This window comes from Mesobacillus campisalis (assembly GCF_000986785.1).
In the GTDB taxonomy this organism is placed as follows: Bacteria; Bacillota; Bacilli; order Bacillales; family Cytobacillaceae; genus Mesobacillus_B; species Mesobacillus_B campisalis.
This window is the reverse complement of the sequence record NZ_LAYY01000101.1, coordinates 1-22,392: the sequence shown is the minus strand read 5'-3', so window position 1 is coordinate 22,392 and position 22,392 is coordinate 1. Positions and strand designations below refer to the sequence as shown.

19 protein-coding genes are annotated in these 22,392 nt (G+C 48.1%); 8 read left to right on the top strand and 11 right to left on the bottom strand.

What is annotated here, in order from left to right; all coding sequences use genetic code 11:
- Positions 1 to 5: 5 nt before the first annotated feature.
- On the bottom strand, positions 6 to 2,603 hold the full coding sequence (locus tag WQ57_RS24035) for a calcium-translocating P-type ATPase, PMCA-type (RefSeq protein WP_046526175.1): 2,598 nt from the start codon (positions 2,601 to 2,603) through the stop codon (positions 6 to 8).
- Positions 2,604 to 2,973: 370 nt separating this feature from the next.
- On the opposite strand from WQ57_RS24035, the gene WQ57_RS26835 reads away from it, so the two are divergent.
- Positions 2,974 to 3,117, top strand: a complete 144-nt coding sequence (locus WQ57_RS26835; protein WP_156183229.1) for a hypothetical protein — start codon at positions 2,974 to 2,976, stop codon at positions 3,115 to 3,117.
- A 555-nt stretch (positions 3,118 to 3,672) separates the two neighbouring features.
- Here WQ57_RS26835 and WQ57_RS24030 read toward each other — a convergent pair.
- On the bottom strand, positions 3,673 to 4,881 hold the full coding sequence (locus WQ57_RS24030) for an ornithine--oxo-acid transaminase (protein WP_046526174.1): 1,209 nt from the start codon (positions 4,879 to 4,881) through the stop codon (positions 3,673 to 3,675).
- An 80-nt stretch (positions 4,882 to 4,961) separates the two neighbouring features.
- Positions 4,962 to 6,509 carry an L-glutamate gamma-semialdehyde dehydrogenase gene (gene pruA / locus WQ57_RS24025; RefSeq protein ID WP_046526173.1) on the bottom strand — a complete coding sequence of 516 codons (1,548 nt, stop codon included), beginning with the start codon at positions 6,507 to 6,509 and terminating at the stop codon, positions 4,962 to 4,964.
- Between the two features lie 226 nt (positions 6,510 to 6,735).
- Here pruA and WQ57_RS24020 point away from each other — a divergent pair, with 226 nt between their 5' ends.
- From WQ57_RS24020 to WQ57_RS24005, 4 genes are all read left to right on the top strand, one after another.
- Positions 6,736 to 8,151 carry a sigma-54 interaction domain-containing protein gene (locus WQ57_RS24020; RefSeq protein ID WP_046526172.1) on the top strand — a complete coding sequence of 472 codons (1,416 nt, stop codon included), beginning with the start codon at positions 6,736 to 6,738 and terminating at the stop codon, positions 8,149 to 8,151.
- Between the two features lie 114 nt (positions 8,152 to 8,265).
- Complete coding sequence (locus WQ57_RS24015; protein WP_046526171.1) at positions 8,266 to 8,793, top strand: CBO0543 family protein; 528 nt, start codon at positions 8,266 to 8,268, stop codon at positions 8,791 to 8,793.
- A 119-nt stretch (positions 8,794 to 8,912) separates the two neighbouring features.
- Positions 8,913 to 9,686 (top strand): C39 family peptidase, encoded by a 774-nt coding sequence (locus tag WQ57_RS24010; protein ID WP_052948871.1) that lies wholly within the window; start codon positions 8,913 to 8,915, stop codon positions 9,684 to 9,686.
- A 130-nt stretch (positions 9,687 to 9,816) separates the two neighbouring features.
- Positions 9,817 to 10,137 (top strand): hypothetical protein, encoded by a 321-nt coding sequence (locus tag WQ57_RS24005; protein ID WP_046526170.1) that lies wholly within the window; start codon positions 9,817 to 9,819, stop codon positions 10,135 to 10,137.
- 36 nt (positions 10,138 to 10,173) lie between these two features.
- Here the strand turns inward: WQ57_RS24005 and WQ57_RS24000 are convergent, their stop codons facing one another.
- Complete coding sequence (locus tag WQ57_RS24000) at positions 10,174 to 11,766, bottom strand: aspartate:alanine exchanger family transporter (RefSeq protein ID WP_046526441.1); 1,593 nt, start codon at positions 11,764 to 11,766, stop codon at positions 10,174 to 10,176.
- A 321-nt stretch (positions 11,767 to 12,087) separates the two neighbouring features.
- Here WQ57_RS24000 and WQ57_RS23995 point away from each other — a divergent pair, with 321 nt between their 5' ends.
- Positions 12,088 to 13,257: a pyridoxal-phosphate-dependent aminotransferase family protein gene (locus tag WQ57_RS23995; protein WP_046526169.1), complete on the top strand. Its 1,170-nt coding sequence runs from the start codon at positions 12,088 to 12,090 to the stop codon at positions 13,255 to 13,257.
- Positions 13,258 to 13,524: 267 nt separating this feature from the next.
- On the opposite strand, the gene WQ57_RS23990 is transcribed toward WQ57_RS23995, so the two are convergent.
- On the bottom strand, positions 13,525 to 14,184 hold the full coding sequence (locus WQ57_RS23990) for a hypothetical protein (RefSeq protein ID WP_046526168.1): 660 nt from the start codon (positions 14,182 to 14,184) through the stop codon (positions 13,525 to 13,527).
- Positions 14,185 to 14,309: 125 nt separating this feature from the next.
- Positions 14,310 to 15,287 carry a ring-cleaving dioxygenase gene (locus WQ57_RS23985; RefSeq protein ID WP_046526167.1) on the bottom strand — a complete coding sequence of 326 codons (978 nt, stop codon included), beginning with the start codon at positions 15,285 to 15,287 and terminating at the stop codon, positions 14,310 to 14,312.
- A gap of 195 nt (positions 15,288 to 15,482) precedes the next feature.
- On the opposite strand from WQ57_RS23985, the gene WQ57_RS23980 reads away from it, so the two are divergent.
- Positions 15,483 to 16,400 (top strand): aldo/keto reductase, encoded by a 918-nt coding sequence (locus tag WQ57_RS23980; RefSeq protein WP_046526166.1) that lies wholly within the window; start codon positions 15,483 to 15,485, stop codon positions 16,398 to 16,400.
- 56 nt (positions 16,401 to 16,456) lie between these two features.
- Here the strand turns inward: WQ57_RS23980 and WQ57_RS23975 are convergent, their stop codons facing one another.
- Together WQ57_RS23975 and WQ57_RS23970 are read right to left on the bottom strand one after the other, a co-directional pair.
- Positions 16,457 to 17,056, bottom strand: a complete 600-nt coding sequence (locus WQ57_RS23975) for an NADPH-dependent FMN reductase (RefSeq protein WP_046526165.1) — start codon at positions 17,054 to 17,056, stop codon at positions 16,457 to 16,459.
- A 12-nt stretch (positions 17,057 to 17,068) separates the two neighbouring features.
- Positions 17,069 to 18,136 (bottom strand): LLM class flavin-dependent oxidoreductase, encoded by a 1,068-nt coding sequence (locus WQ57_RS23970; RefSeq protein ID WP_046526164.1) that lies wholly within the window; start codon positions 18,134 to 18,136, stop codon positions 17,069 to 17,071.
- 163 nt (positions 18,137 to 18,299) lie between these two features.
- Between WQ57_RS23970 and WQ57_RS23965 the strand changes: the two genes are divergently transcribed.
- A complete protein-coding gene (locus WQ57_RS23965; RefSeq protein WP_046526163.1) occupies positions 18,300 to 18,629 on the top strand; it encodes a winged helix-turn-helix transcriptional regulator in 330 nt (109 codons plus the stop codon).
- Positions 18,630 to 18,716: 87 nt separating this feature from the next.
- On the opposite strand, the gene rlmD is transcribed toward WQ57_RS23965, so the two are convergent.
- From rlmD to pdaA, 3 genes are all read right to left on the bottom strand, one after another.
- Positions 18,717 to 20,210 (bottom strand): 23S rRNA (uracil(1939)-C(5))-methyltransferase RlmD, encoded by a 1,494-nt coding sequence (gene rlmD, locus WQ57_RS23960; RefSeq protein ID WP_084820369.1) that lies wholly within the window; start codon positions 20,208 to 20,210, stop codon positions 18,717 to 18,719.
- A gap of 14 nt (positions 20,211 to 20,224) precedes the next feature.
- On the bottom strand, positions 20,225 to 21,085 hold the full coding sequence (locus tag WQ57_RS23955; protein WP_046526162.1) for a DNA-3-methyladenine glycosylase family protein: 861 nt from the start codon (positions 21,083 to 21,085) through the stop codon (positions 20,225 to 20,227).
- A 184-nt stretch (positions 21,086 to 21,269) separates the two neighbouring features.
- Positions 21,270 to 22,073 (bottom strand): delta-lactam-biosynthetic de-N-acetylase, encoded by an 804-nt coding sequence (gene pdaA / locus WQ57_RS23950; protein WP_046526161.1) that lies wholly within the window; start codon positions 22,071 to 22,073, stop codon positions 21,270 to 21,272.
- Between the last annotated feature and the right edge of the window lie 319 nt (positions 22,074 to 22,392).

The window sequence follows — 22,392 nt, the reverse complement described above, 5'->3', positions numbered from 1 at the left end:
AGCTTCTATTTTATGAAAAGAACCTTGTACAGCTGAATCAGCACAAGCGGCGACAGCGCAAGGGCATAAATGGTTCCAAACTGGCCAGGAGTCAAAGGCGCAACTTCGAATACTCCCATCAGAGGCGGCAGAAGGAGTACAAGATGCAGCAGCACAACGCCAACTATAACAGCCAGCCAGAGATATTTATTGGTAAACAGCCCTATTTTGAACAATGACTGCCGGCTTCTGGCATTAAAGCCATGGAACAGCCGGGCAAGGCACAGGGTAGAAAAGGCCATCGTCATCGCAAGCATATGGCTCCCTTTAGCCAGGCCGATATGGAAAGCAGTTAATGTGGCTGCTGCAATCAGCAGCCCTTCCACAAGTACCCGGCGGGCAAAGGATTTATTCAGAAGCGGAACGTGGATATCACGCGGTTTTTCCTTCATGATATTTTTCTGGTGCGGTTCCAGGCCGATGGCTATTGCAGGCAGGCTGTCCGTCAGCAGGTTTATGAACAATAAATGGACAGCAGCGAACGGGACCGGTAAAGCCAGAAGTGAAGCGTAAAGGACAGCCAGGACTCCGCCTGTATTCCCCGCAAGCAGGAAGCGGATTGAATTCTGGATGTTCGCATAAATGCTGCGGCCATTTGAAATTGCTTTTACAATGGTGGAGAAATTATCATCCGTCAGCACCATCGAAGACGCTTCCTTGGCAACCTCCGTACCGGTGATGCCCATCGCCACCCCGATGTCAGCCTGCTTCAGCGCAGGGCCGTCATTGACCCCGTCCCCTGTCATGGCAACCACATTCCCTTTTTCCTGCCACGCCTTGACAATCCTGATTTTGTGCTCGGGGGAAACGCGGGCGTAAACAGAGATGCCGGCTACCTTTTCCTTCAGTTTTTCATCGCTCCATTTTTCCACTTCAGACCCTTCCACCGCCTCAGACTCATCCATTAAAATGCCAATCTGCCTGGCTATGGCGGCTGCGGTGATTTTGTGGTCCCCAGTGATCATGACAGGCTTAATGCCGGCTTCAATACAGGCTGCCACAGCATCATACGACTCTTCCCTCGGAGGGTCCATCATCGAAATGAGGCCAGCAAAAGTCAGCCCATTCTCGTCATCAAAGCTGATGTCTCCATCCTTCACTTCCTTGTAGGCGAAACCCAGCACCCTGAGGCCATCGTTCGAGAAGCTACGGTTGATTTCTTCAATTTCCTTCCTGTGTTTATCGGTAAAATCATAAACACCTTCGCTAGTCTCGATTTTGACGATCCTCGAAAGCAGGACATCAAGCGCCCCTTTTGTCACCATATAGGATTTGCCTTCATACTTGTTCACCGTACTCATCAGCTTCCGGTCCGAGTCAAAAGGCAGCTCCCCGATGCGCGGATACTCTTTCCTGATCTTCAGTTCATCGTACTGATACCCCTCACCGAAATTAACGAGCGCGACCTCGGTAGGATCGCCAATTTCCTTTTGTTCAATCGTAACGGAATCGTTGCATAACAGGGACATTAAAAGCAGCCGCTCTTCAACCGGATTTTTCAAATCCAGCTTGTCATGCTCAACCACCCTGTTATCCACATAAACTTTTTGCACCGTCATCTTGTTCTGGGTAAGCGTTCCTGTTTTATCGGAACAGATCACCGAGATGCTGCCAAGGCTTTCGACTGCATGAAGCTTCCTTACGATTGCATTTTGCTTCGCCATCTTCTGCGTTCCGAAAGCGAGGACGATCGTTACGATAGAACTTAGTGCCTCCGGAATGGCGGCGACGGCCAGTGCAACGGCAAACATGAATGAATCAACCAGGTCATTGCCTCTGAACAGGTCAAGCGCAAATATGATGATGGCAAGGGCTATGATGGCAATCGCCAGCTTTTTGCCAAACTGGTCCAGGCTGTTTTGCAGCGGTGTTTTCTTATCTTTCGCCGACTCCAGCAAATTGGCGATTTTGCCAATCTCGGTGTTCATTCCGGTGCTGGTAACGACGACAACTCCCCTGCCATATGTAACAAAGCTGCCTGAAAACACCATATTTTTCTTGTCGCCGATCGGAACATCTTCCTGGTCGATTTTCCCGGTTTCCTTCAGCACACTCAATGATTCGCCTGTCAGCGAGCTTTCGTTCACCTGCAGGCTGTGGTTCTCAAGGATCCTTCCGTCGGCAGAGACAAAATCTCCTGCATCGAGATAAAGAATATCACCAACGACGATTTCCCTTGAGGGAATTTCAACCTTCTGTGCATCTCGGAGGACCTTAGCAGTTGGCGACGATAAAGCCTTCAGGCTGTTTAGGCTTTGCTCTGCTTTGCGGTGCTGGACCGTGCCCAGAACCGCATTAAGGATGACGACAACCACGATGACGATCGTGCTTTCAAGCTCGCCCAAAAAGGCTGAGATTAAGGCGGCTGCAATCAGGATGATGACGAGGAAGTCTTTAAATTGCTCAAGGAACACCTGAAAAGCGGTTTTACGCTTTTCCTCTGCCAATTCGTTAAACCCATACTGCTCCCGCCTTCTTTCCACCTCCTCAGCCGTCAGGCCTTTTTGGGTCACTTCCAAATCGTTCAGTACTTCTTCCGATGTTTTCCTAAAAAAGTCATTCACGTTGGAACATCTCCTTCCAATTCGGCTTTCATATATGCTACAGCCTAGCTGATCGGGCCTAGACACACAATTGACATTAGTATCACTTTTTACCAGGAATTTTATCAAATTAGGAAAGACCCTACAGCCAGCGCCATAGAGTCTCACAAAACCCGGAAAGTTTCCAAAGCCGGGACATCAGTCCGGGTGACGGCTTTGGATCCTGAAAGTATATTTCAGGCAGTTACTCCCTCTACTATAAAGATGTATTCCCTTAGATTTTAAATTAATCCGCCAAAAGAACTTTCATCTTTAATTACGGATGAATGATGCGGAAGGTTTCAGTTTGCCACACATGAGCAAAATAAAAAAAAGAGAGGAGGATTTTCAAATGGAACCCTATGATTCAAAATACCAGCCTTTGCAAGGGAAAAATCAAATCAGGGAAAGGCTGCAGACCAGAAGCCATGCAGATTTCAGCAGCGCCTCCCTGAGAAGAATCGCTTTTATGAGAGCAGGTCTTGAGCGGAAATAATATTAGGAAGGAATTTGGGTGGAGCTGGCTGTTAACGAAAGTGCGCTATCCTTGATGAACAAAGGCCTTGAGAGATGCTCTCCTGGCCTTAAAATCTTTGGAATGCTGAAAAACAGACGTTGAGGCGTGCTCTCAGAACCCGAAATCCATGCTAGCCATCAAAAAAGGTATCTGAGACTTGTCCTCGGAACCCAAAATTCACGCAAATCACCAAAAAAGGTATCTGACACTCCCCATCAGTACCCGAAATTCATGCAAACCATCAAAAAAGGGCTCTGAAACCTCTCCTCAGTACTTAAAATTCATGCAAAACACCAAAAAAGGTATCTGACACACCTCATCAGTGCCCCAAAATTCTTCCAATCCACCAAAAAAGGGCTCTGATACTCCTCCTCAGTACCCAATATTCACACCACCCACCAAAAAAAGGTTCTGACGCTTCCCATAAGTACCCGAAATTCCCAAACCTCCCCAAAAACTCGCCTCTACACCCTTCCGAAGCAAAAAAAGACAGGAACGCGTCACTTTCCCCCGCGTCCCTGTCTTTTGATTTCCTTACTGGATCTCACCCAATACTTTCTGAATCCTTTCGATCGCCCAGTCCAGCTCTTCTTTCGTGATCACAAGTGGCGGGGCGAAACGGATGACGGTATCATGTGTTTCCTTGCACAGCAGGCCTTCCTCTTTTAGAGCTTCACAGTATTTGCGGGCCGGCTCATTCAGCTCGACGCCAATGAAAAGCCCGCGGCCGCGAACTTCCTTGATGGCAGAACTATGGATTTCCTCAAGCTTGCCCATAAAATAGCTGCCAAGTTCGAGCGAACGTTCTGCAAGATTCTCGTCAACCAGTACATCAAGTGCGGCAATGGAAACGGCGCAGGCCATTGGATTTCCGCCAAAAGTGGAGCCGTGGGAGCCCGGATTGAAGACGCCCAGGATTTCCTTATTGGCCACCACACAGGAAATTGGGAACACTCCGCCTCCAAGAGCCTTGCCAAGAATGTACATGTCCGGTTCTACATTTTCCCACTCGCAGGCAAACATTTTGCCTGAGCGTGCAAGCCCTGCCTGGATTTCATCCGCAATAAACAGGACATTCTGCCGCTTGCAAAGCTCGAAAGCTTCTTTCAGGAAGCCTTCCCGGGGAATGACAATGCCGGCCTCTCCCTGGATAGGCTCGATTAAAAAAGCAGCCGTGTTTGGGGTAATCGCCGCTTTAAGCGCTTCAAGATCGCCGTAAGGAATCAATTTAATTCCAGGGAGCATCGGTCCAAATCCACGCTTGTACTCTGCTTCGGAGGAAAGGGATACAGCCGCCATCGTCCGGCCGTGGAAGTTGCCGATGCAGGCAATGATCTCCGCCTGGTTTTCTGCCACGCCCTTGACATCATAAGCCCAGCGGCGAGCACTTTTAATGGCCGTTTCAACCGCTTCTGCCCCTGTATTCATAGGCAGGGCCATCTCTTTGTTTGCAAGCTTGCAAATCCGCTCGTACCAAGGCCCAAGCTGGTCATTATGAAAAGCTCTTGATGTCAGGGTAACCCTGTCTGCCTGGTCCTTCAGTGCCTGAATGATTTTGGGATGGCGGTGCCCCTGGTTGACAGCCGAATAAGCACTAAGCATGTCCATGTACCTATTGCCTTCAGGGTCTTCCACCCAGACACCTTCCGCCCTGGAAATGACAATTGGCAGCGGGTGATAATTATTGGCTCCATATTTATCAGTCTGTTCAATAAGTTCCTTTGATGATTGGCTTTGAACCATGTTTTTCACTTCCCCTGTTCGTTGTTATCGATGCCAGGAAGCCTTGCCTTAACGGCCACCTGGCTTCAACTATACATGCTCTAATACATTTCTGAAGTTGTCTTCGCCTGCATATGGAGGAGCAGGTAGTCCGGCCCTCCAGCTTTGGAGTCGGTGCCCGACATGTTAAATCCGCCAAATGGCTGGTATCCGACAATCGCACCTGTACATCCGCGATTGAAATAAAGATTGCCTACGTGGAAGTCTTCGCGCGCCTGCTGGATTTTATCGCGGTTTCTGGTAATGACGGCTCCAGTCAGGCCATATTCAGTGTTATTGGCAATTTCAATTGCATGGTCAAAATCTCTCGCTTTGCTGAAACCGACAACAGGTCCAAAAATTTCTTCCTGCATGATCCGGGATTTCGGGTCAAGGTCGGCAATGATCGTCGGCTGGATGAAATAGCCTTTTGAATCGTCTCCTTCACCGCCGGCAGCCAGTCTCCCTTCACTCCTGCCAATTTCGATATATTCCATGATTTTATTGTATGCACTCTGGTCAATGACTGGTCCCATATTGGTCACAGCTTCTTCCGGATTGCCGACTTTCAGCTGTTTTGTCAGTTCAATCGCACGATTAAGCACCTGGTCGTAAACATCCTCCACAACGACGGCACGGGATCCTGCGGAACATTTTTGCCCGGAGAAACCGAAAGCCGAAGAAACAATCGATTGTGCCGCCAGTTCAAGGTCTGCCTCGCTGTCAACGACGATGGTATCCTTCCCGCCCATTTCCGCAATCACCCGCTTCAGCCAGATTTGGCCTTCGCTCAGCTTAGACGCCCGCTCATAAATGCGCAGCCCCACATCCCGGGAGCCAGTAAAGGAAATGAAGCGGGTATCTTTATGGTCAACAAGATAGTCGCCGACTTCCGCACCGCTGCCTGGGACAAAATTAAGCACTCCTTTTGGCAGGCCGGATTCTTCCATAACCTCTACAAATTTGGCTGCCACAACCGGTGTGGTGGAGGCTGGTTTTAAAAGGACGGTATTTCCGGCAACAATTGCGGCAACGGTGGTTCCTGCCATGATGGCAAGCGGGAAATTCCACGGGGAAATAATGATTCCCACCCCTAGCGGAATATAGTCATAACGGTTGAATTCATTCGGACGGCTCTGGACCGGTACTCCATCTTTGATCAGGAGCATTTGGCGGGCGTAATACTCGAGGAAGTCAATAGCCTCCGCTGTATCCGCATCCGCTTCATTCCAAGGTTTACCCGCTTCTTTGGTAAGCAAAGCAGAAAATTCATGCTTGCGGCGGCGAAGGATCGCCGCAGCCTTGAAAAGAACATCCGCCCGCAGCTCGGGCTTTGCCTTCTTCCACGTCTTGAAGGCTTCAACCGCAGCCTGCATCGCCTTTTCGGCCAGCTCCCGATCCGCTTTTGCAACTGTGCCAATTACCTCTTCCTTATTGGCAGGATTGAAGGAAACAATCTTATCCTCCGTCGAAATCCGCTCTCCGCCAATCAAAAGATCATAATCCCGGCCGATGTATCCTTCTACCGTCTTTAAGCCTTGAAGATACTCTTGTTTATTTTTATCATCCTTAAAATTTGTAAAGTGTTCGTGCTGGTATGGCTGCACCATGAATGCATTCCTCCCTGTGTAATATAAAGCCTTTTTGCCTTCAACGGTATAGATGCAATTATCGTGCCAACTTTAAATACCATGAAAATAAAGAAATTAAAGTCAGAAGTGCAAAGATTCTTTGCACAACCCAAGCAGGTGTTCAGTTTTTTTGCGCCAAAATTCCTTGCACCGCCACCCTTCCCTCCATAATATATAATCAAGGACAAAGAAAAGAGGGGAAGTTATGGAGCAAAAACAACTTGAATACCTCCTGAAAATGAACAAAGTCTACAAGCATATACTCGATAAAATCGACGTTGGAATACATGCGGTGAGCGAGGAAGGCAAAACAATCATTTATAATAAAAAAATGCGGGATATCGAGGGAATGAGCATTGAGGATGTTCTTGATAAAAATCTGCTTGAGGTTTTTTCTTTTGACGAAAACAGCAACAGCACCCTGCTGGAAGCACTGAGAAAGGGAACAACCATCCAAAATGCCAAACAAACCTACTATAACAACAAAGGCAAGGAAATTACGACAATCAACGATACCTTTCCCTTCCTTGAAGGAAAGACCCTGATGGGAGCAATTGAAATTGCCCGGGATGTGACCAAATATGAGCGGCTTGTCAGGGAAAATCTCCATAAAAAGAGCGATACCAAATATACGTTTGACAGTATTATCGGAAGCAGCCCCGAACTCGAGGAAGTCATCGAGGCGAGTAAGCGGGCAGCCCGCACATCTTCTTCTGTCCTTATTACCGGAGAAACCGGAACAGGAAAGGAATTATTTGCCCAAAGCATCCATAATGGCAGCCCTCGTTCCGCCAGGCCTTTTATCTCGCAAAACTGTGCTGCCTTGCCTGACAGTTTGATTGAAGGACTTCTCTTTGGGACGAAAAAAGGAGCTTTTACAGGGGCGATTGACCGGAAAGGGCTGTTCGAGCAGGCCGAAGGCGGCACTCTGCTTCTCGATGAAATCAACTCCCTTAATATTGCGCTGCAGGCCAAACTTTTACGTGTAATCCAGGAGAAAACCGTCCGCAGGGTCGGTGACACCCGCGATGTGCCGGTTGATGTCCGGATTATCGCTACAATCAATGAAGATCCTGTCAGCGCCATTGCCGAAGGACGGCTGAGGAAGGACCTGTATTACCGGCTAAGCGTGGTCTCCCTGTTCGTTCCTTCTTTAAAAGAAAGAAAGTCTGATATTAGGGACCTTGCTGTATTTTTCATTGAGAAATATAACAGCCTGTTCGGCATGAGCGTTAAAAAAATGGACGAGGAGGTTTTGCGGCTTTTCTTGGCCTATGACTGGCCCGGCAATGTCAGGGAGCTTGAACATATCATCGAGGGATCCATGAATGTTATGGACCATGAAGAAGTACTTTCGTACAGGCACCTGCCCATCCAGTTCCGGAGTAAACCGCGGGTCAGCGGCGAAAAGGCACCCGCCCCAAAGGCAGAGAGGTTGCTTATTCAGTCGGGAAAGCCCATCAAGCCATTTGATGATTACATGAAGGAAGCGGAGACTTACTATTTGAAAAAGGCTTTGCAGCAGCATGATTTCAACATTACACAAACCGCCGAAGCATTGGGAATGAGCAGGCAAAACCTCCAATACCGAATCAGGAAATGGGACATCCGGAAGGAATAATTCCTTAAAGACGGCCATGCTTCACCGCACGAAACTGGAATATTTTTTCCAACCAAGTCAATGCTATTGATACGAAAGAGGAATTTAACCCTTGGGCAAGGGAGAGACCGGAAAATGAACGCAATATATGCTTTGGCTTGGATTGGTGCATTATGGAAATGGGGCGACTGGAGGAATTGGCGGCTATATTACCCCACCCTGCTCTTTCTGCTGCTTGGCGACTTCCTTTATCAGTATCTTCTGGTCGATCTTTATCCGATGTGGAAATACACTCCACAGGGAATGGATGCCGAACTGGGCTTGACTCACACGCATATATTTTTATCAGTGATGCTTGTCAAATATCCTGCAACGGTAATGATCTACTTATCCAAATTTCCCAAGGAACGCCTGATCAAACAAATCTTGTATATCCTTTTGTGGATTGGCATTTATTCCGTCAATGAATTCATTGATTTAAAGACAAATTTAATGAAGCATGACCACGGCTGGAGCCTCGCTTGGTCGGTCCTTTTTAATACCGTCATGTTTACCGTCCTGAAAATCCACTTTCACAAGCCCCCGGCAGCCTGGCTCATATCCATCCTTTTTATTTTGTTTCTCTGGTCTATGTTCGATGTACCGGGCTCCGTTTTCCGCTGAATGCTGTCTTCCCACCCCTCTTACCCTGGCAGCAATTCCTTGCAGGGGTTGACTTTACCAGCTTTGTTTACAGCCTCTTGAGGGCAAAACATGAGTACATCTCTTTTAGGAGTTGACTCATGTTGTTCACAAGACCTGTAAAATGGCTGGCCTCGGTGATGGTGATGGCCGGGTGCGCTGCTGCAGAAAACGGCGCTCCCCACGAAGCAAAGGATTATACCATCCAGAACAAGTCTAAGCTGCATCACGAAGACAGGAAAAAACCTGCCTCCAATCAGGCTGGCACGAAAGGATCTCCAAAAGCAAGAAACAAGGTTTTAATAGATGCACCCCATATCAGGCAGACGCCCGAGCTGGCTAGAGGCTGTGAAGTCACCAGCCTGGCCATGCTTTTAAACCAAGCCGGGGTTTCCATCGATAAAATGACACTTTCCGAGAAAATCAGGAAGGTCCCATTTGAAGCAAACGGGCTTCGCGGAAACATGAATGACGGTTTCGTCGGCAATATGGCGACAATGAGCAAACCAGGCATAGGCGTCTATCATGGACCGATCCGGGACCTGGCAGAAAGCTATCTTCCCGGCAAAGTCCTCGATTTTACCGGCAAAGGCTTTGACATCGTAATTGAACAGCTGGATAAAAAGAGGCCTGTCTGGGTTATCGTAACAAGCACTTTTGACATCGTTCCTGATAAAGAGTGGGAAACGTGGAATACCGCCAGCGGGCCCATTAAAATCACTTATAAAATGCATTCAGTACTTGTGACAGGATACGACGATGATTATATCTATTTCAACGATCCGCTGCATCGAAAGAACCGGAGGCTCCCCCGCAAGCCATTTATTGCGGGTTGGGAGCAGATGGGAAAACAGGCCATTACGATAAAAACATAGACAAACCCCCGGCAGCGAAACTGACCGGGGGTTTTTGAAGTGTGCAGTCTCCGCACCACCAGTACAGGTATGAACAGCAGCGAAATTGTTTATACCGGTACTAATCAGCATGGAAGATGGAGGAAGGCTTATGAACGGAATTTTATTTATTAACAATAGAATTGAGCTGAACGGCTTGTCCAGGGAGGAGAGTTTTCACCTGCAGAAGGAGTCGCTGATCCACTTTATCGACCAGCATCATATCAAAGCTGTCACGCTGAACCCCTTTCAGCTGAACAGCCACTACACGATTCTGCACGCCCTGTATTATGACCTAAAGGGAACGTCCCAGCCAATCGGCTGCCTCGCTTGTTATTCCCCGGCTGTCCTGGATGACTTCATCAATACCTATCCGGCTCGCTGGCTGATTATTAAAAGCTATTTTGGCAAGGTCCTGCCTGTTTGCCCTTAATGGATATTCGGCCGCCGGAATACTTCCTAACCGTTCTTACAGGAAAAAAACAAGCAGCTGCGAGATGACGGCAACAAGTATCAGTGCGAATGGATAAGCGGCAGCATAAGCAACCGCTGGCTCTTCGGAATCAACCAGCTGATTGACCGCCCCGAGGCCCGGGGTACTTGTCATTCCCCCGCATAAAGTGCCAAGCGAGTGGGCGATGCTAAAACGGAACATCCTCCTAGAGACAAAGTAGCCAATAAACAAGGGAACAATCGTAATCAATGCGCCCGCAAATACAAGGCTGAAACCTCTTTCCTGGATGACATCCACTATGCCCTGGCCGGCTGTCGTGCCTGCTCCTGCCAGGAACAGTACGAGCCCAATATCGCTGATGACCCTTGTTGAGGGCTGGTAATAGCGGGCTTTGATGGGACCCACTTTCCCAAAATGGCCAATAATCAACGCGACAAACAGCGGCCCTCCTGCCACTCCAAAGGTTATTTCCCCGAGCCCCGGCAAAGTGAGCGGAATCATCCCAACCAGAATTCCGACAAGCAGGATGAGGCTTAAAGAAAGGATATGGACATTGGTGACCGACAGATGCCTCCTGCTGAACAGCTTTTCCACCTGATCCAGACGGTCCTCGCTGCTGACAACTGTCAGGACGTCCCCGCGTTCAAGACGCCATTTGGGATGCTGGTGAAATTCAAATCCGCCGCGCTCTATTCTTGTTACGGTGACTCCGTACACATTCCTCAAGCTCAATTCCCTCAGGCTTTTACCGATAATTTCTTCTGCATCGACAACAATTTTCCGAAGCTTGACATGATCGGAGTTTTTAAGATGGGGTTCCACCCTGGGCCCAATATCCTTTGACAGATGCTCAAGATCTTCCCTGGAGCCAACCGCGACAAGATGATCTCCTTTGAGAATCACCGTATCATTCAGGGCAATGATGTTGCGGTCGCCGCGGATCACACGGCTTATGGCGACCGAATTATACCTGTTGAAATGCAGTTCCTTGATGGTCCGTTTATGGAAGGCAGGATTGCGGACTTCAAGAGTCATCAATTCAGGTGACTCCGAGTTGCGGATTGGGCCATTCGATTCATTCATATCCTTCTCAAGGTCCGCCTTCAGCAGCCTTGGGAGCAGCTGGACAAACAGGACAACGGCAATGACGCCAAACGGATAAGCGATCCCGTAACCTACAGAAGCAATAGGATCCTTGGTCGCCTGCAAAGCGGCAGCCAACCCAGGTGTGCTCGTCAGCGCCCCGGTCATCAGGCCAATCGATATGGCGGGCGAAAAATCAAACAATTTGGCAATGATGACAGTCGTGAAAGCGGCAGATAGGACCACAATCAGCCCAATGATCCCAAATACCAGGCCGTTTGTGCGCATCATCCGGAAAAAGCGCGGGCCAGCCTGCAGACCGACGGCAACAATAAACAAACTTAATCCAAGCTGCTGGACGGTTTCCGGAACATCGTACCCGAAATGGCCAAACACCATCGCTACTAGCAGCACTCCTGATGTACCAAGACTGATGCCCTTTATTTTTGCCTGCCCTAGTGCTGATCCCAAAAACAGGATAACAAATAATAAGACCAATGGTTCTTTTAGCAAAGTGCTTATCATTTCAGGTTCCTTTCTTCCATGTAGATTCATCTTCATCATGAAATTTCTATAAAAAAACTCTAGCACATCGCCGCTTAAAAGAAATGATCATTCTTGACAATGTATGGACATTTGAGCCTGTCCTGGTGTGTTTAATCAAACGTTTGATTAATACAGCGTTTCTATTTACCTTTTCCCAAAAGGATGAAGGACTACTCCCTTGCAGCAATAACTTTGCCCATATGTTGGAAAGTGGACAAATGATCAGGGAAGATTAAAGGACTTTCTTCGTTAAAATAGAAGTAGTTATAGACACTATCATTTTACAGGGGGATGAAGGATTTGCGGAATAAAGAAATGTTGCTGATACCAGGGCCGACACCGGTGGTTGATTCGATTTATGATGCACTTGGCGGGGAAACAAGAAGCCATACCGATGCACGGTTTGCCGCTGTTTACCGAAGCGCTCTCGAAAAGACAAGGGAAATGCTGAAAACAGACGGCGAGGTTTTTGTCATTTCAGGCTCGGGAACGCTCGGAATGGAGATGGCGCTGCTGAACACCGTAGCGCCGGGAGAACGGATCCTGGTCATCAGCCATGGATTTTTCGGCGACCGCTTCATTAAGCTGGGACAAGCATTTGGAATTGAAGCAGATGTACTCCAGGCAAATTGGGGAAAACAAGTGAGTCCGCAAGAGCTGGAGGAAAAGCTGGCTGACAGTCATTATAAGGCTGTTACGATTACCCATGCTGACACATCTACCGGTGTTGCAGCGAATCTGGAGGTCCTGGTGCCCATCATTAAAAAGCATGGCGCCCTTGTGATTCTCGATGGAGTTTGCGCTACAGCAGCGATGGAAGAGGACATGAGCAAGTCCTATGGTGATCCTGATGCAAAGATTGATGTCATTCTGACAGGGTCACAAAAAGCCATCGGCGTTCCTCCTGGCCTTGCCATTGTGGCGTTCAACCAGACAGCGCTTGACGCCCGGAAGGAACTTGGGCGCATCCCTGCCTATTACAGCGATATTTACAATTGGATTCCAATCATGCATGACCCGCAAAAGTATTTTGCTACGCCACCTGTGAACCTGATTTACGCCTATGAGGAAGGAATGAGGCTCGTACTGGCGGAAGGCATGGAGAACCGCTACAAGCGCCACGAGGCATTTGGAAGAGGAGTACGGGCGGCCCTTGCTGCATATGGCATGAAGGCGCTGGCAGATGAGGAAGCGGCAGCAGCCACACTCAGCTGCATCCTGTATCCAGAGGGAATGGACGATGCCGCTTTCCGGGCCAGACTGGCAGAAAAAGGCCTTATCGTCGCTGGCGCATTGGCCCATTTGGCAGGCAAAGCCTTCCGGATCGGCCACATGGGAAATACCACTCAGGAGATGCTGGAAAAAGCGGTGCTTCTTATCGGCGAAACAATGAACGAGATGGGCTATGAAGTACAGCCAGAAAAAGCGATCGAAGTGTTCAAAGAGGTGCTATACGCCAAAATGAGCTAAAAGGAATGCCCTCCGGCTGCCGGAGGGCATTTTTGATGTGGAGGCACTTTTGTCGTAAACCTGGCTGTTTTGTCGTGAGTGCGTTGGTTTATGTCGTAAGCCTTTATGCTTTTGTCGTAAGTGCAGTGCCTTTTGTCGTATATTCCTGCCTCTTGTCGTAAGAGGCCAGGCTTTTGTCGTACAGCTATTCTTATGTCGTGAAGAGCCGGCTTTTGTCGTATGTGCCTGCCTTTTTGTTGTAACCGCCACTGTCTTGTCGTAAATCCCCTACTCCTCACGCTGGTCCTGAAAATGCTTCGTTGCCATTAAGGATAAAAGCAAGATCAATTCAAAGGCATTGACTACTGCGGCACTTTTAACAGGAAACTCGACAGCGCTGCCAAGTCCCATTAAGACGGTTCCCACAAAAAACCACGGCCATTTTTGCTTTTTCCAGACGATGATGGAGGCAATCAGCAGAAAAACGGTCACAATCAGGACCATCAGCGGCGGACCCCCGCCCTGGGCAGCATTTTCGTAGCCCAAGACTCCATATTCCCGCTTGGCCCTCAGCTCAAGGCCGAACACCTCCGTCGCCAATTCCAGGACCACAAGCCCAATGAATACAAGATAAATTCCATATTTTATCCACTTACTTCTTGCCCACTCCACTCCAGTCCTGGAAACCGTCTTCCACGCAAAGATCACAAGCAGGGGCGTGAAAAATGCATGTGCCCAAAAGCGGACAGCGTTCAGATTTTTCAGGTGGCCACCTTCCCCAATGAGGGTGCCGGCAGCGAGGATTCCATTGTCATAAATCAGCCCGGCAATGACTAGCAGAATAAGGTTTGCACTGTTATTCCAGCCGTTTTTTTGCGCAAGGACAATTCCCCAAACCAGAAGAGCTGTATAAGCAATTGTAAAAAATAAATATATTAGCGGGTCCAACTTAACACTCCCTTTTCTATCCAGTTTCTCCATACCCTCTCAGGCACAACCCTTAACCATAGCTTGGGAAAACCACACAAAAAAACAGCCGCTGCAAAATGCAGCGGCTGATAAGGCAACTATCATTATTCCTTAATAAACTCCTTTGTGCTTCTGACTGTGTCAATCGATCGCACATATGATTCAATCTGTTTCCGCTTTGGCTCCAGGAAAGGCGGCAACGAGAGTTTTTCCCCCAGTGTTTCATAAGGCTCATCCCCCATAAAGCCAGGGCCATCAGTGGCAAATTCGAACAGGATCTGCGGAGCCACTCTCGAATAAAGCGACCCGAAAAAGAAGCGGTCCACAAAGCCGGACGTCTGGAAGCCAAAATTCCGCAGATGCATGTCCCAATCCTCAAGAACGGAACGATCGTCGACCCGGAAGGCTGCATGATGCACTGTGCCATATCCTTGCCGTGCCTGTGGCAGGACGGCATTGTATTCAACAATGACCTGCGCCCCGTTTCCTCCTTCGCCAACCTCAAACAAATGGAACGCACCATCGGATGCAATCTCTTTGAACTGCAATACCTTTTCCATCATCTCTTTAAAATAGTCGAACTGCGCTACACGGACATGAAGCGGCCCTAAACCGGTAATGGCGTATTCCAGAGGAACCGGTCCCTTTTGCCAAGGGGTGCCAGAGGCCACGCCCTCATTGTTTTCATCTGACACCAGCTGATATTGCTGTTCGTCAAAATCGGCAAAGGAAAGAGTCTTCTTGCCAAACTGTTCGGCAATCCCCTTGTGCTGCACACCCATCCTGTCAAAACGCTTGACCCAGTATTCGAGGGATTTGTCGGTAGGCACCCGGAAGGAAGTTTTATAAATTTCATTTGTTCCGTGCGATCCTTTCGGGATCCCCGGAAAATCAAAAAATGTCATATCTGTCCCCGGACTGCCAGTGTCGTCTGCAAAAAACAGATGATAGGTTTGAATATCGTCCTGATTGACTGTCTTTTTCACCAGCCTCATCCCAAGTACATAAGTGAAAAATTCATAATTCTTTTCCGCGCTGCTTGTGATCGCGGTAACATGGTGAATTCCTTTTAATCCCTTCATTTTTCATTCCTCCTGTTTATATAATACCCTTAAGGTTGTTTTTAAATGAGATATCTTTAATTCGAGATAAATATAACATGAATAAAGAAAAGGTGTCAACCTTGCCGCTTATCAGCTGTTCAGGAGCCCCTGAAGGATAAAAGTGGATAATCAACCACTCAAACGATAACATAAGGAAGAAAGAGGTGATTTTTGATGAAAAAAATTAAATTGGGCAATAGCAGTCTGGAGGCCTCCAACATTTCGCTAGGCTGCATGGGCATGGGAAAGCTCTCCAAGGATGAGGCTGCAAAGGTGATACATAATGCCCTGGAGCTGGGGATTGACTTTTTTGACCATGCTGATATTTATGCCGGCGGAAAATCGGAAGAAGTATTCGCGGATGCTCTCGAAATGAGCCCTTCAATCCGGGAAAAACTCATCATTCAAACAAAGGCTGGAATCCGGAAGGGGTTTTACGACTTTTCCAAAGAGCATATTGTGGGGTCCGTCGACAAAAGCCTGCAGCGCTTGAAAACAGACTACATTGATGTCTTCCTGCTGCACCGCCCGGATGCGCTTATGGAGCCTGAAGAGGTAGCAGAGGCCTTTTCACAGTTGCAGGAAAGCGGAAAAGTGCGCCACTTCGGCGTGAGCAACCATAACCCAGCGCAAATTGAACTGCTAAAAAAATATGTCCGGCAGGACCTGATCATCAATCAGCTTCAATTCAGCGTTATGCATACAGGAATGGTTGATGCAGGAATCCAGGTGAACAACAAACATGACAATGCCATTGACCGCGATGGCGGCATCCTTGATTACAGCCGCCTGAACGATATGACCATCCAGGCATGGTCTCCATTCCGGTACGGACTGTTCGAAGGCTTTTTCATTGATAATGACGATTTCCCTGAACTGAATGCCAAACTCCAGGAAGTGGGCAATAAATACGGCATCAATAAGTCAGCTGTCGCAGTCGCCTGGATCCTCCGCCACCCGGCAAAGATCCAAACCATCGTTGGCACAATGACACCAGAGCGGCTAACGAATATCGCCAAGGCTTCGGATGTGGTCATCACAAGAGAAGAATGGTATGAGATTTACCGGGCTGCAGGGAATGTACTGCCATAATGGAAGATTTTAAACAGAAAAACATCAGACACCTAATGGCGTCTGATGTTTTTAGATTAGCGTAAAGTTTTTAACGCTCCGCTCCAGGCAACAACCTCTTCAAGCATTGCGTTTACATTATCAAGATGCAGCTCCTGCGGCTTAAACTCACTCATATTCTCGAAATCAGTGAAAAGGGAAAGAGTTGGATGTGTGCGGACATCCGCAACTTTGATTTCTCCCAGAATACCGCGCAAATGCTCAGCTGCGCGAGCTCCGCCAGTTGAACCATAGCTTACAATGCCTGCTGCTTTGTTATACCAGGCTTCACGGGCAAAGTCGATTGCGTTTTTCAATGCACCGGTAATACTGTGATTGTATTCCTGAACAATGAATACATACCCATCAAGGCTTGCCAGTTTCTCATTCCAGGCAGCAATGCCAGGCTCTGTTCCATCTGTAGTTCCCAAGAATGGAAGGTTGAAGTCAGCAATATCAACAATTTCATAATTCGCATCTCCGCGTTTGTCAGCAATTCCTTTTACCCATTCTCCAACCTGCGGGCTTACACGTCCTTGACGAGTGCTTCCCAGGATAATTCCGATGTTTAATTTTTCTGCTGCCATTGTTTCTTCCTCCTCTGTTTGTTTACCAAAAAGTTTTTGTAAAAAGCCCATTTATCTACACCTCTAAAAGTTTTTACTTATTTCTCTTCTAACGACTGGGGCCACTTCCGTTGCCAACAATTCAATGCTTTCCATTACATTCTTTAGAGGCTGGCCGCCTATGTCCAATTGCGCCAAGAAACGCTGATGTCCAAAGAGTTCATGCTGCTGCAGGATTTTCTCGGCTATTTCCTGCGGACTTCCTACAAACAGTGCAGTATCCGGCCCAGTCATATGGTCAAAGTCTGCCCTGGACATCTTTGTCCCCATTCCGCGCTGACGGTTCACGTATTGCCAGTAGTTGGCGTAATAAGGGTAGAATTCGTCCTTTGCCTGCTGCGTTGTCTTCGCGATGTAGGCGTGTCCTGTCACACCAATCTTTAAGTCCTGTGGTGAATGGCCTGCCTCAACTCCAGTTTTACGGTAAAGGTCTGCAAGCGGCTTAAAGCGCGATGGATTTCCTCCCAATATGGCCATTGCCATTCCAACACCGTATTTTCCGGCACGGACGGCACTTTCCGGTGACCCTCCGACACCAATCCAGACTGGCAGGCGGTCCTGTACCGGTCTTGGGGCAATTTCCGCTTCCCCAAAAGAAGGACGGAACTTCCCGGACCACGTCACGGTCTCATTCTGGGCAAGCTGCAACAAGAGTTCCAGATGTTCTTCAAACAATTCATCATAATCGTCTGTACTATAGCCGAACAGAGGAAATGATTCAATAAATGCTCCCCTGCCTGCCAGTATTTCAGCACGGCCGTCGGAAAGGAGATCCACTGTAGCGAAATCTTCAAACAGACGGACAGGGTCAAGCGTACTTAAAACACTTGTTGTACTTGTTAATCTAATTTGCTCCGTTACTTGTGCAATAGCTGCCAATAGTACCGCAGGAGACGAGGAAGCATAATCGAGACGATGATGTTCTCCTATTCCAAATACATCGAGTCCTGCCTCATCCGCAGCTTTTGCGGCCCCGACGATTTCTTTCACTCTGTTTTTGGCACTGATTGTCTTGCCAGTAAGGGGGTCAGGACCTATATCCGCAAGTGTGTAGATGCCAATTTCAATTCCAGAGCTTTTTTTATCAGCCATCGTATCCCTCCAATCCGAAGCCGGTTCGGCCTGTTAAATAATAACTTACTTTATGTAACTAAGTGTATTTTAGTAATGAATTTTTGTCAAGTAACTAAATTATCTTTTGTAATTAAATTGTTCTTTTCTGTGATATAATGTAAACAAGTGAGGTGTCGTTACAATGAAACAACCAACCATTTGTCCAAGATTTGAAAAAGCTATCTCATTATTAAGTCAAAGATGGACCGCCTTAGTTATCTATCAGCTACTATCAGGGCCACAAAGGTTCAATGAAATACAATCTTCTGTTGGCATAAGCGGAAAGGTCTTATCGGAACGGTTAAAGGACCTTGAGCATCAAGGGGTGGTAAAACGCGAAGTCATACCTGAAACGCCCGTCATTATTGAGTATTCTCTAACTGAAAAAGGACTATCCATGGAGCCGATTTTAAAGGCCATCGAGAATTGGTCCCAGGCCTGGATTGAGCCTGGGTCCGGATCCGCGGATTAAGATTCATTACAATAAAAATAAAACCCCGGCATCACAATTTCTTTTTGCGATGCCGGGGTCTTTTTAGCAGGAGTTTATTTAACAGGGTTATGTTCTTCTGACTAGCAATGCGCAGCTCTCAACCTGGCTGGTATGCGGAAACATATCCACCGGCTGGATGTATTCCACTTTGTAGTGCTTGCCAAGGGTATTGATGTCTTTTGCCAATGTAGATGGATTACATGAGATGTAAACAAATTTTTGAGGCTTCACTTTTAAAACGGTATTCAGGAATTCGGCATCGCATCCGACTCTTGGCGGGTCAACCACAATGACATCAGGCCTCCAGCCTTCTTTTGCCCATTTAGGCAGCCATTGCTCGGCTTTGCCCACTTCGTAGCGGGCATGTTTTACACCGTGGCGGGCAGCATTTTTACGGGCATTTTCGATGGACTCCGGAATCACGTCCATTCCCCTGATCTCCCCAGCGTCCCCGGAAAGCCAGAGTCCGATTGTGCCCACTCCGCAATAGGCGTCCACTACCTTTTCCTTGCCTGTGAGCCCGGCAGCTTTCTTGGCTTCATCATAGAGTTTGACCGTCTGCTCTGGATTCAGCTGGAAGAAAGTCCTGGCCGAAAGCTCAAACTGGAGGTCGCCTAGCGTTTCCTGGATGAAATCCTTCCCTTCAAGCGTTTGTGTCTCTTCGCCGAATATTAGCGAGGTTTTTTGGCCGTTTACATTCTGGACAATCGAGGTCAGTTCTGGCAGCCGCTTTTTGGTCTCCTGGATGATAAGCTCTTTCTTAGGCAGCTCTTTTTTCGTTGTGATCAGGACAATTTGGAGCTCGCCTGTCTGAATTCCGGTCCTGGCCACAATCGTGCGCACCAGGCCTTTGCCGGTCTTTTCATTGTAGATCGGGATTCTCAAGTCCTGAAGAATGCCTTTGACGACTTCTGTTGCTTTTGATGTGGCCGGATGCTGGACAGCGCACTGTTCGATATTGATGAGATTATGCGTATTCAGGCCGTATAGGCCGGCTAGGACTTTTCCGGCTTTCTCACCGACCTGGAACTGGCTTTTATTGCGGTAGCCCCATGGATTTTCCATTCCGATGGTGTCTCTGATGTCCAGTTTGGACACGTCCAGCTTGGTGTGCCGTTCAAGCGACTGGATGACAATATCCCGTTTTTCTTTGAGCTGCTGGGAGTAATGAAGATGCTGCAGCTGGCAGCCGCCGCATTCTTCATACACCGGGCAGACAGGCGTGACTCTGTGTTCGGAAGGCTTTCTGACCTTCTTGACCTTGGCTTCCGAATATTTCGGAAGCACCTTCGTAACCTCGGCCACGACTTCTTCTCCAGGCAGCGCTCCGGGAACAAATACAACCTGGCGCTTAAAGTAGCCAACGCCTTCCCCATTGATGCCAAGCCGTTTAATGGTAAGCGGCATCGTTTGTCCGGGTTCGATTTTGACTCCCTGCTGCTGGCTTCCGCCCTGGGCCTTCTGCCGGCTGCCCTGCCTGTTCTTAGCAGGCGCAGGGTTGCCTTTCTTAAAATCGCTGCTGCTGTGCGATTGCTTGTTTGTTCTATATTCCTTTTTCATGTTGTTCACTCCGTTTATTCAATGCTTCTCCATAAATAGAGGGAAGCATAGCTCAAGTATGGCTCCCATGGCTCTTTTAGTTGCTCCATTTCGGCGATTGTCGGTTTCTGGTCAAGGCCATAATGCTTTTTCAATGCATTCTGCAGACCTATGTCCGCGATTGGAAACAAGTTTGGCCGGCCCAATGCGAACATAAGGAAATTCTGGACTGTCCAGGGCCCCACACCGCGTATTTTGATTAAACTGTTTTCAATTTCGGCATCTGCCTGATTCCTCATGGAGGCAAAGTCCAGCTTTCCCTCTGCTGCAAGCTCAGCGATGCCAATGACATATTCCGCCTTTCGTCCGCTGAACTGCAGTTTGCGAAACTCTTCGACCGTCAACCTCGCGACTTTGTCTGGAGTTGGATAAAACCAAACGCCGTCTTTTTCGATTCCGTAGGCATGAACAAAACGCTGTGTCAGTGTATAGGCAAAGGATAGGTTAAGCTGCTGGTGGATGATGCACTTCAGGAGGCTTCCGAATGGGTCGAAATCCAGGACAAGCGGAGTTCCGTAATGGGCATCAAAAATCGGCTTCAGGTCGGTGCTCTGGAAATGGTCATGAATTTTCCGGAGTTCGACATCCCAACGGAAAATCTCCTTCAGAACGCTGAGAGTCTGCTCCTTGCTTCCTTCAGCGGTTATATGAAATTGCGGGATTTCGAGGCTTCCGGTCCCTTTGACTGTCGCAATCTGCCGTTCCGAACCATTCGCAACCGGGACTTTCACTGTCCTGCTGTCAAGGTCGACTGCATGCAAAGGATCGAGCGACAACCTGTCCAGGGCAAGGTCGAAATTATAAGGTCCGGGGATTGAAATGGTTTCCTGCCACATAAAATCTCTCCTTTGCAAAAGGTGGATCCAGTTCGTTATTTATCCCCGTATTATAACACGAATAAGGTTCACATACGAAAAAAACCGGGCGGTGCCTGACCCCCGGTACGGTGAAGCGTTAATCCCCCAGCGGGTGCCTGACCCCCGTTGATGCGTTAATAGACTAACGGGTGCATGACCCCTGTTAGTAGAGCATTGGGTTTTGCAGCGTTCCTTCGAGCATGAGGTCATCGAGGGTTTTGAAGGTGTATCCCTGCTTTTTTAGGTCCCTGATGACTTTTTCGAGGGCTTCGGCGTTGTCTTTCGATACTGTGTGCAAAAGCAGGACGGCCCCTGGATGGATTTGCTTCATGATGTTGTTATAGGAGTACTCCCAGCCTTTTTGCCTTTTCGTATCCCAGTCCATGAAGGCCAATGACCAGAGGATATGGGTATATCCTTCCTCTTTTGCCAGCTTAAGCGTCCGCTCGCTCAGAATTCCCCGGGGCGGCCTCAAGTAGGCCATATGCTTTTGCCCAGTCATTTCGTAGGTTTTCTCCCTTACCTTTTCAAGCTCGGTTTTCAGCCTCTCATCACTAACTTCCGTCAAATCGGGGTGATAATAGGAATGGTTCCCGATTGTATGGCCTTCTTCGGCCATCCGGATGACAAGATCCTCGGCGGTTTCAAGATAATGTCCGGTAATAAAGAAGGCAGCCGGCACCTTTTCTTTTTTCAGCACATCCAAAATCTGTTCAGTATAGCCATTTTCATAGCCATTATCGAAGGTTAAATATATGTCTTTTTTGCCGGGATCGCCTTTATACACTCCTCCATAATCTTTAAGAAGATTCTCCAGCTGCTTGCCAGCATCGGCAGGCTTGCCGTCTCTTCCCTTTGTAAATCCCCAATGCACCGGTTTATTGGAAACCTCGGCACGTGCAGCCAGCGGGCTGCCAATGCTGAAGATAAGGCATACTGCCATAAAGATATTGATACTCTTTTTCATGCTCATCCTCCATCAAACGTTTTTTTATATTGTTTGTTTTAAAGGCTAAAATAAACGAAAAAAGCAGTGCGATTAACGCACTGCTTTTTTCCAATTTTTTATTGTCCTATCTTCATCGAGAAGTTGGAGGACCAAATGAGGTTCAGAATCTCGAAAGGCGGTCCTCCATCGGCTGTATGGACGACTAATACTGAAGCTGATTCTGAAAAACGGGACTCCATCGGGTGTATGGACGACCAATACTAAAACTGATTCTGAAAAACGATCCTCCATCGGGTGTATGGACGACCAATACTGAAGCTGATTCTGAAAAACGGTC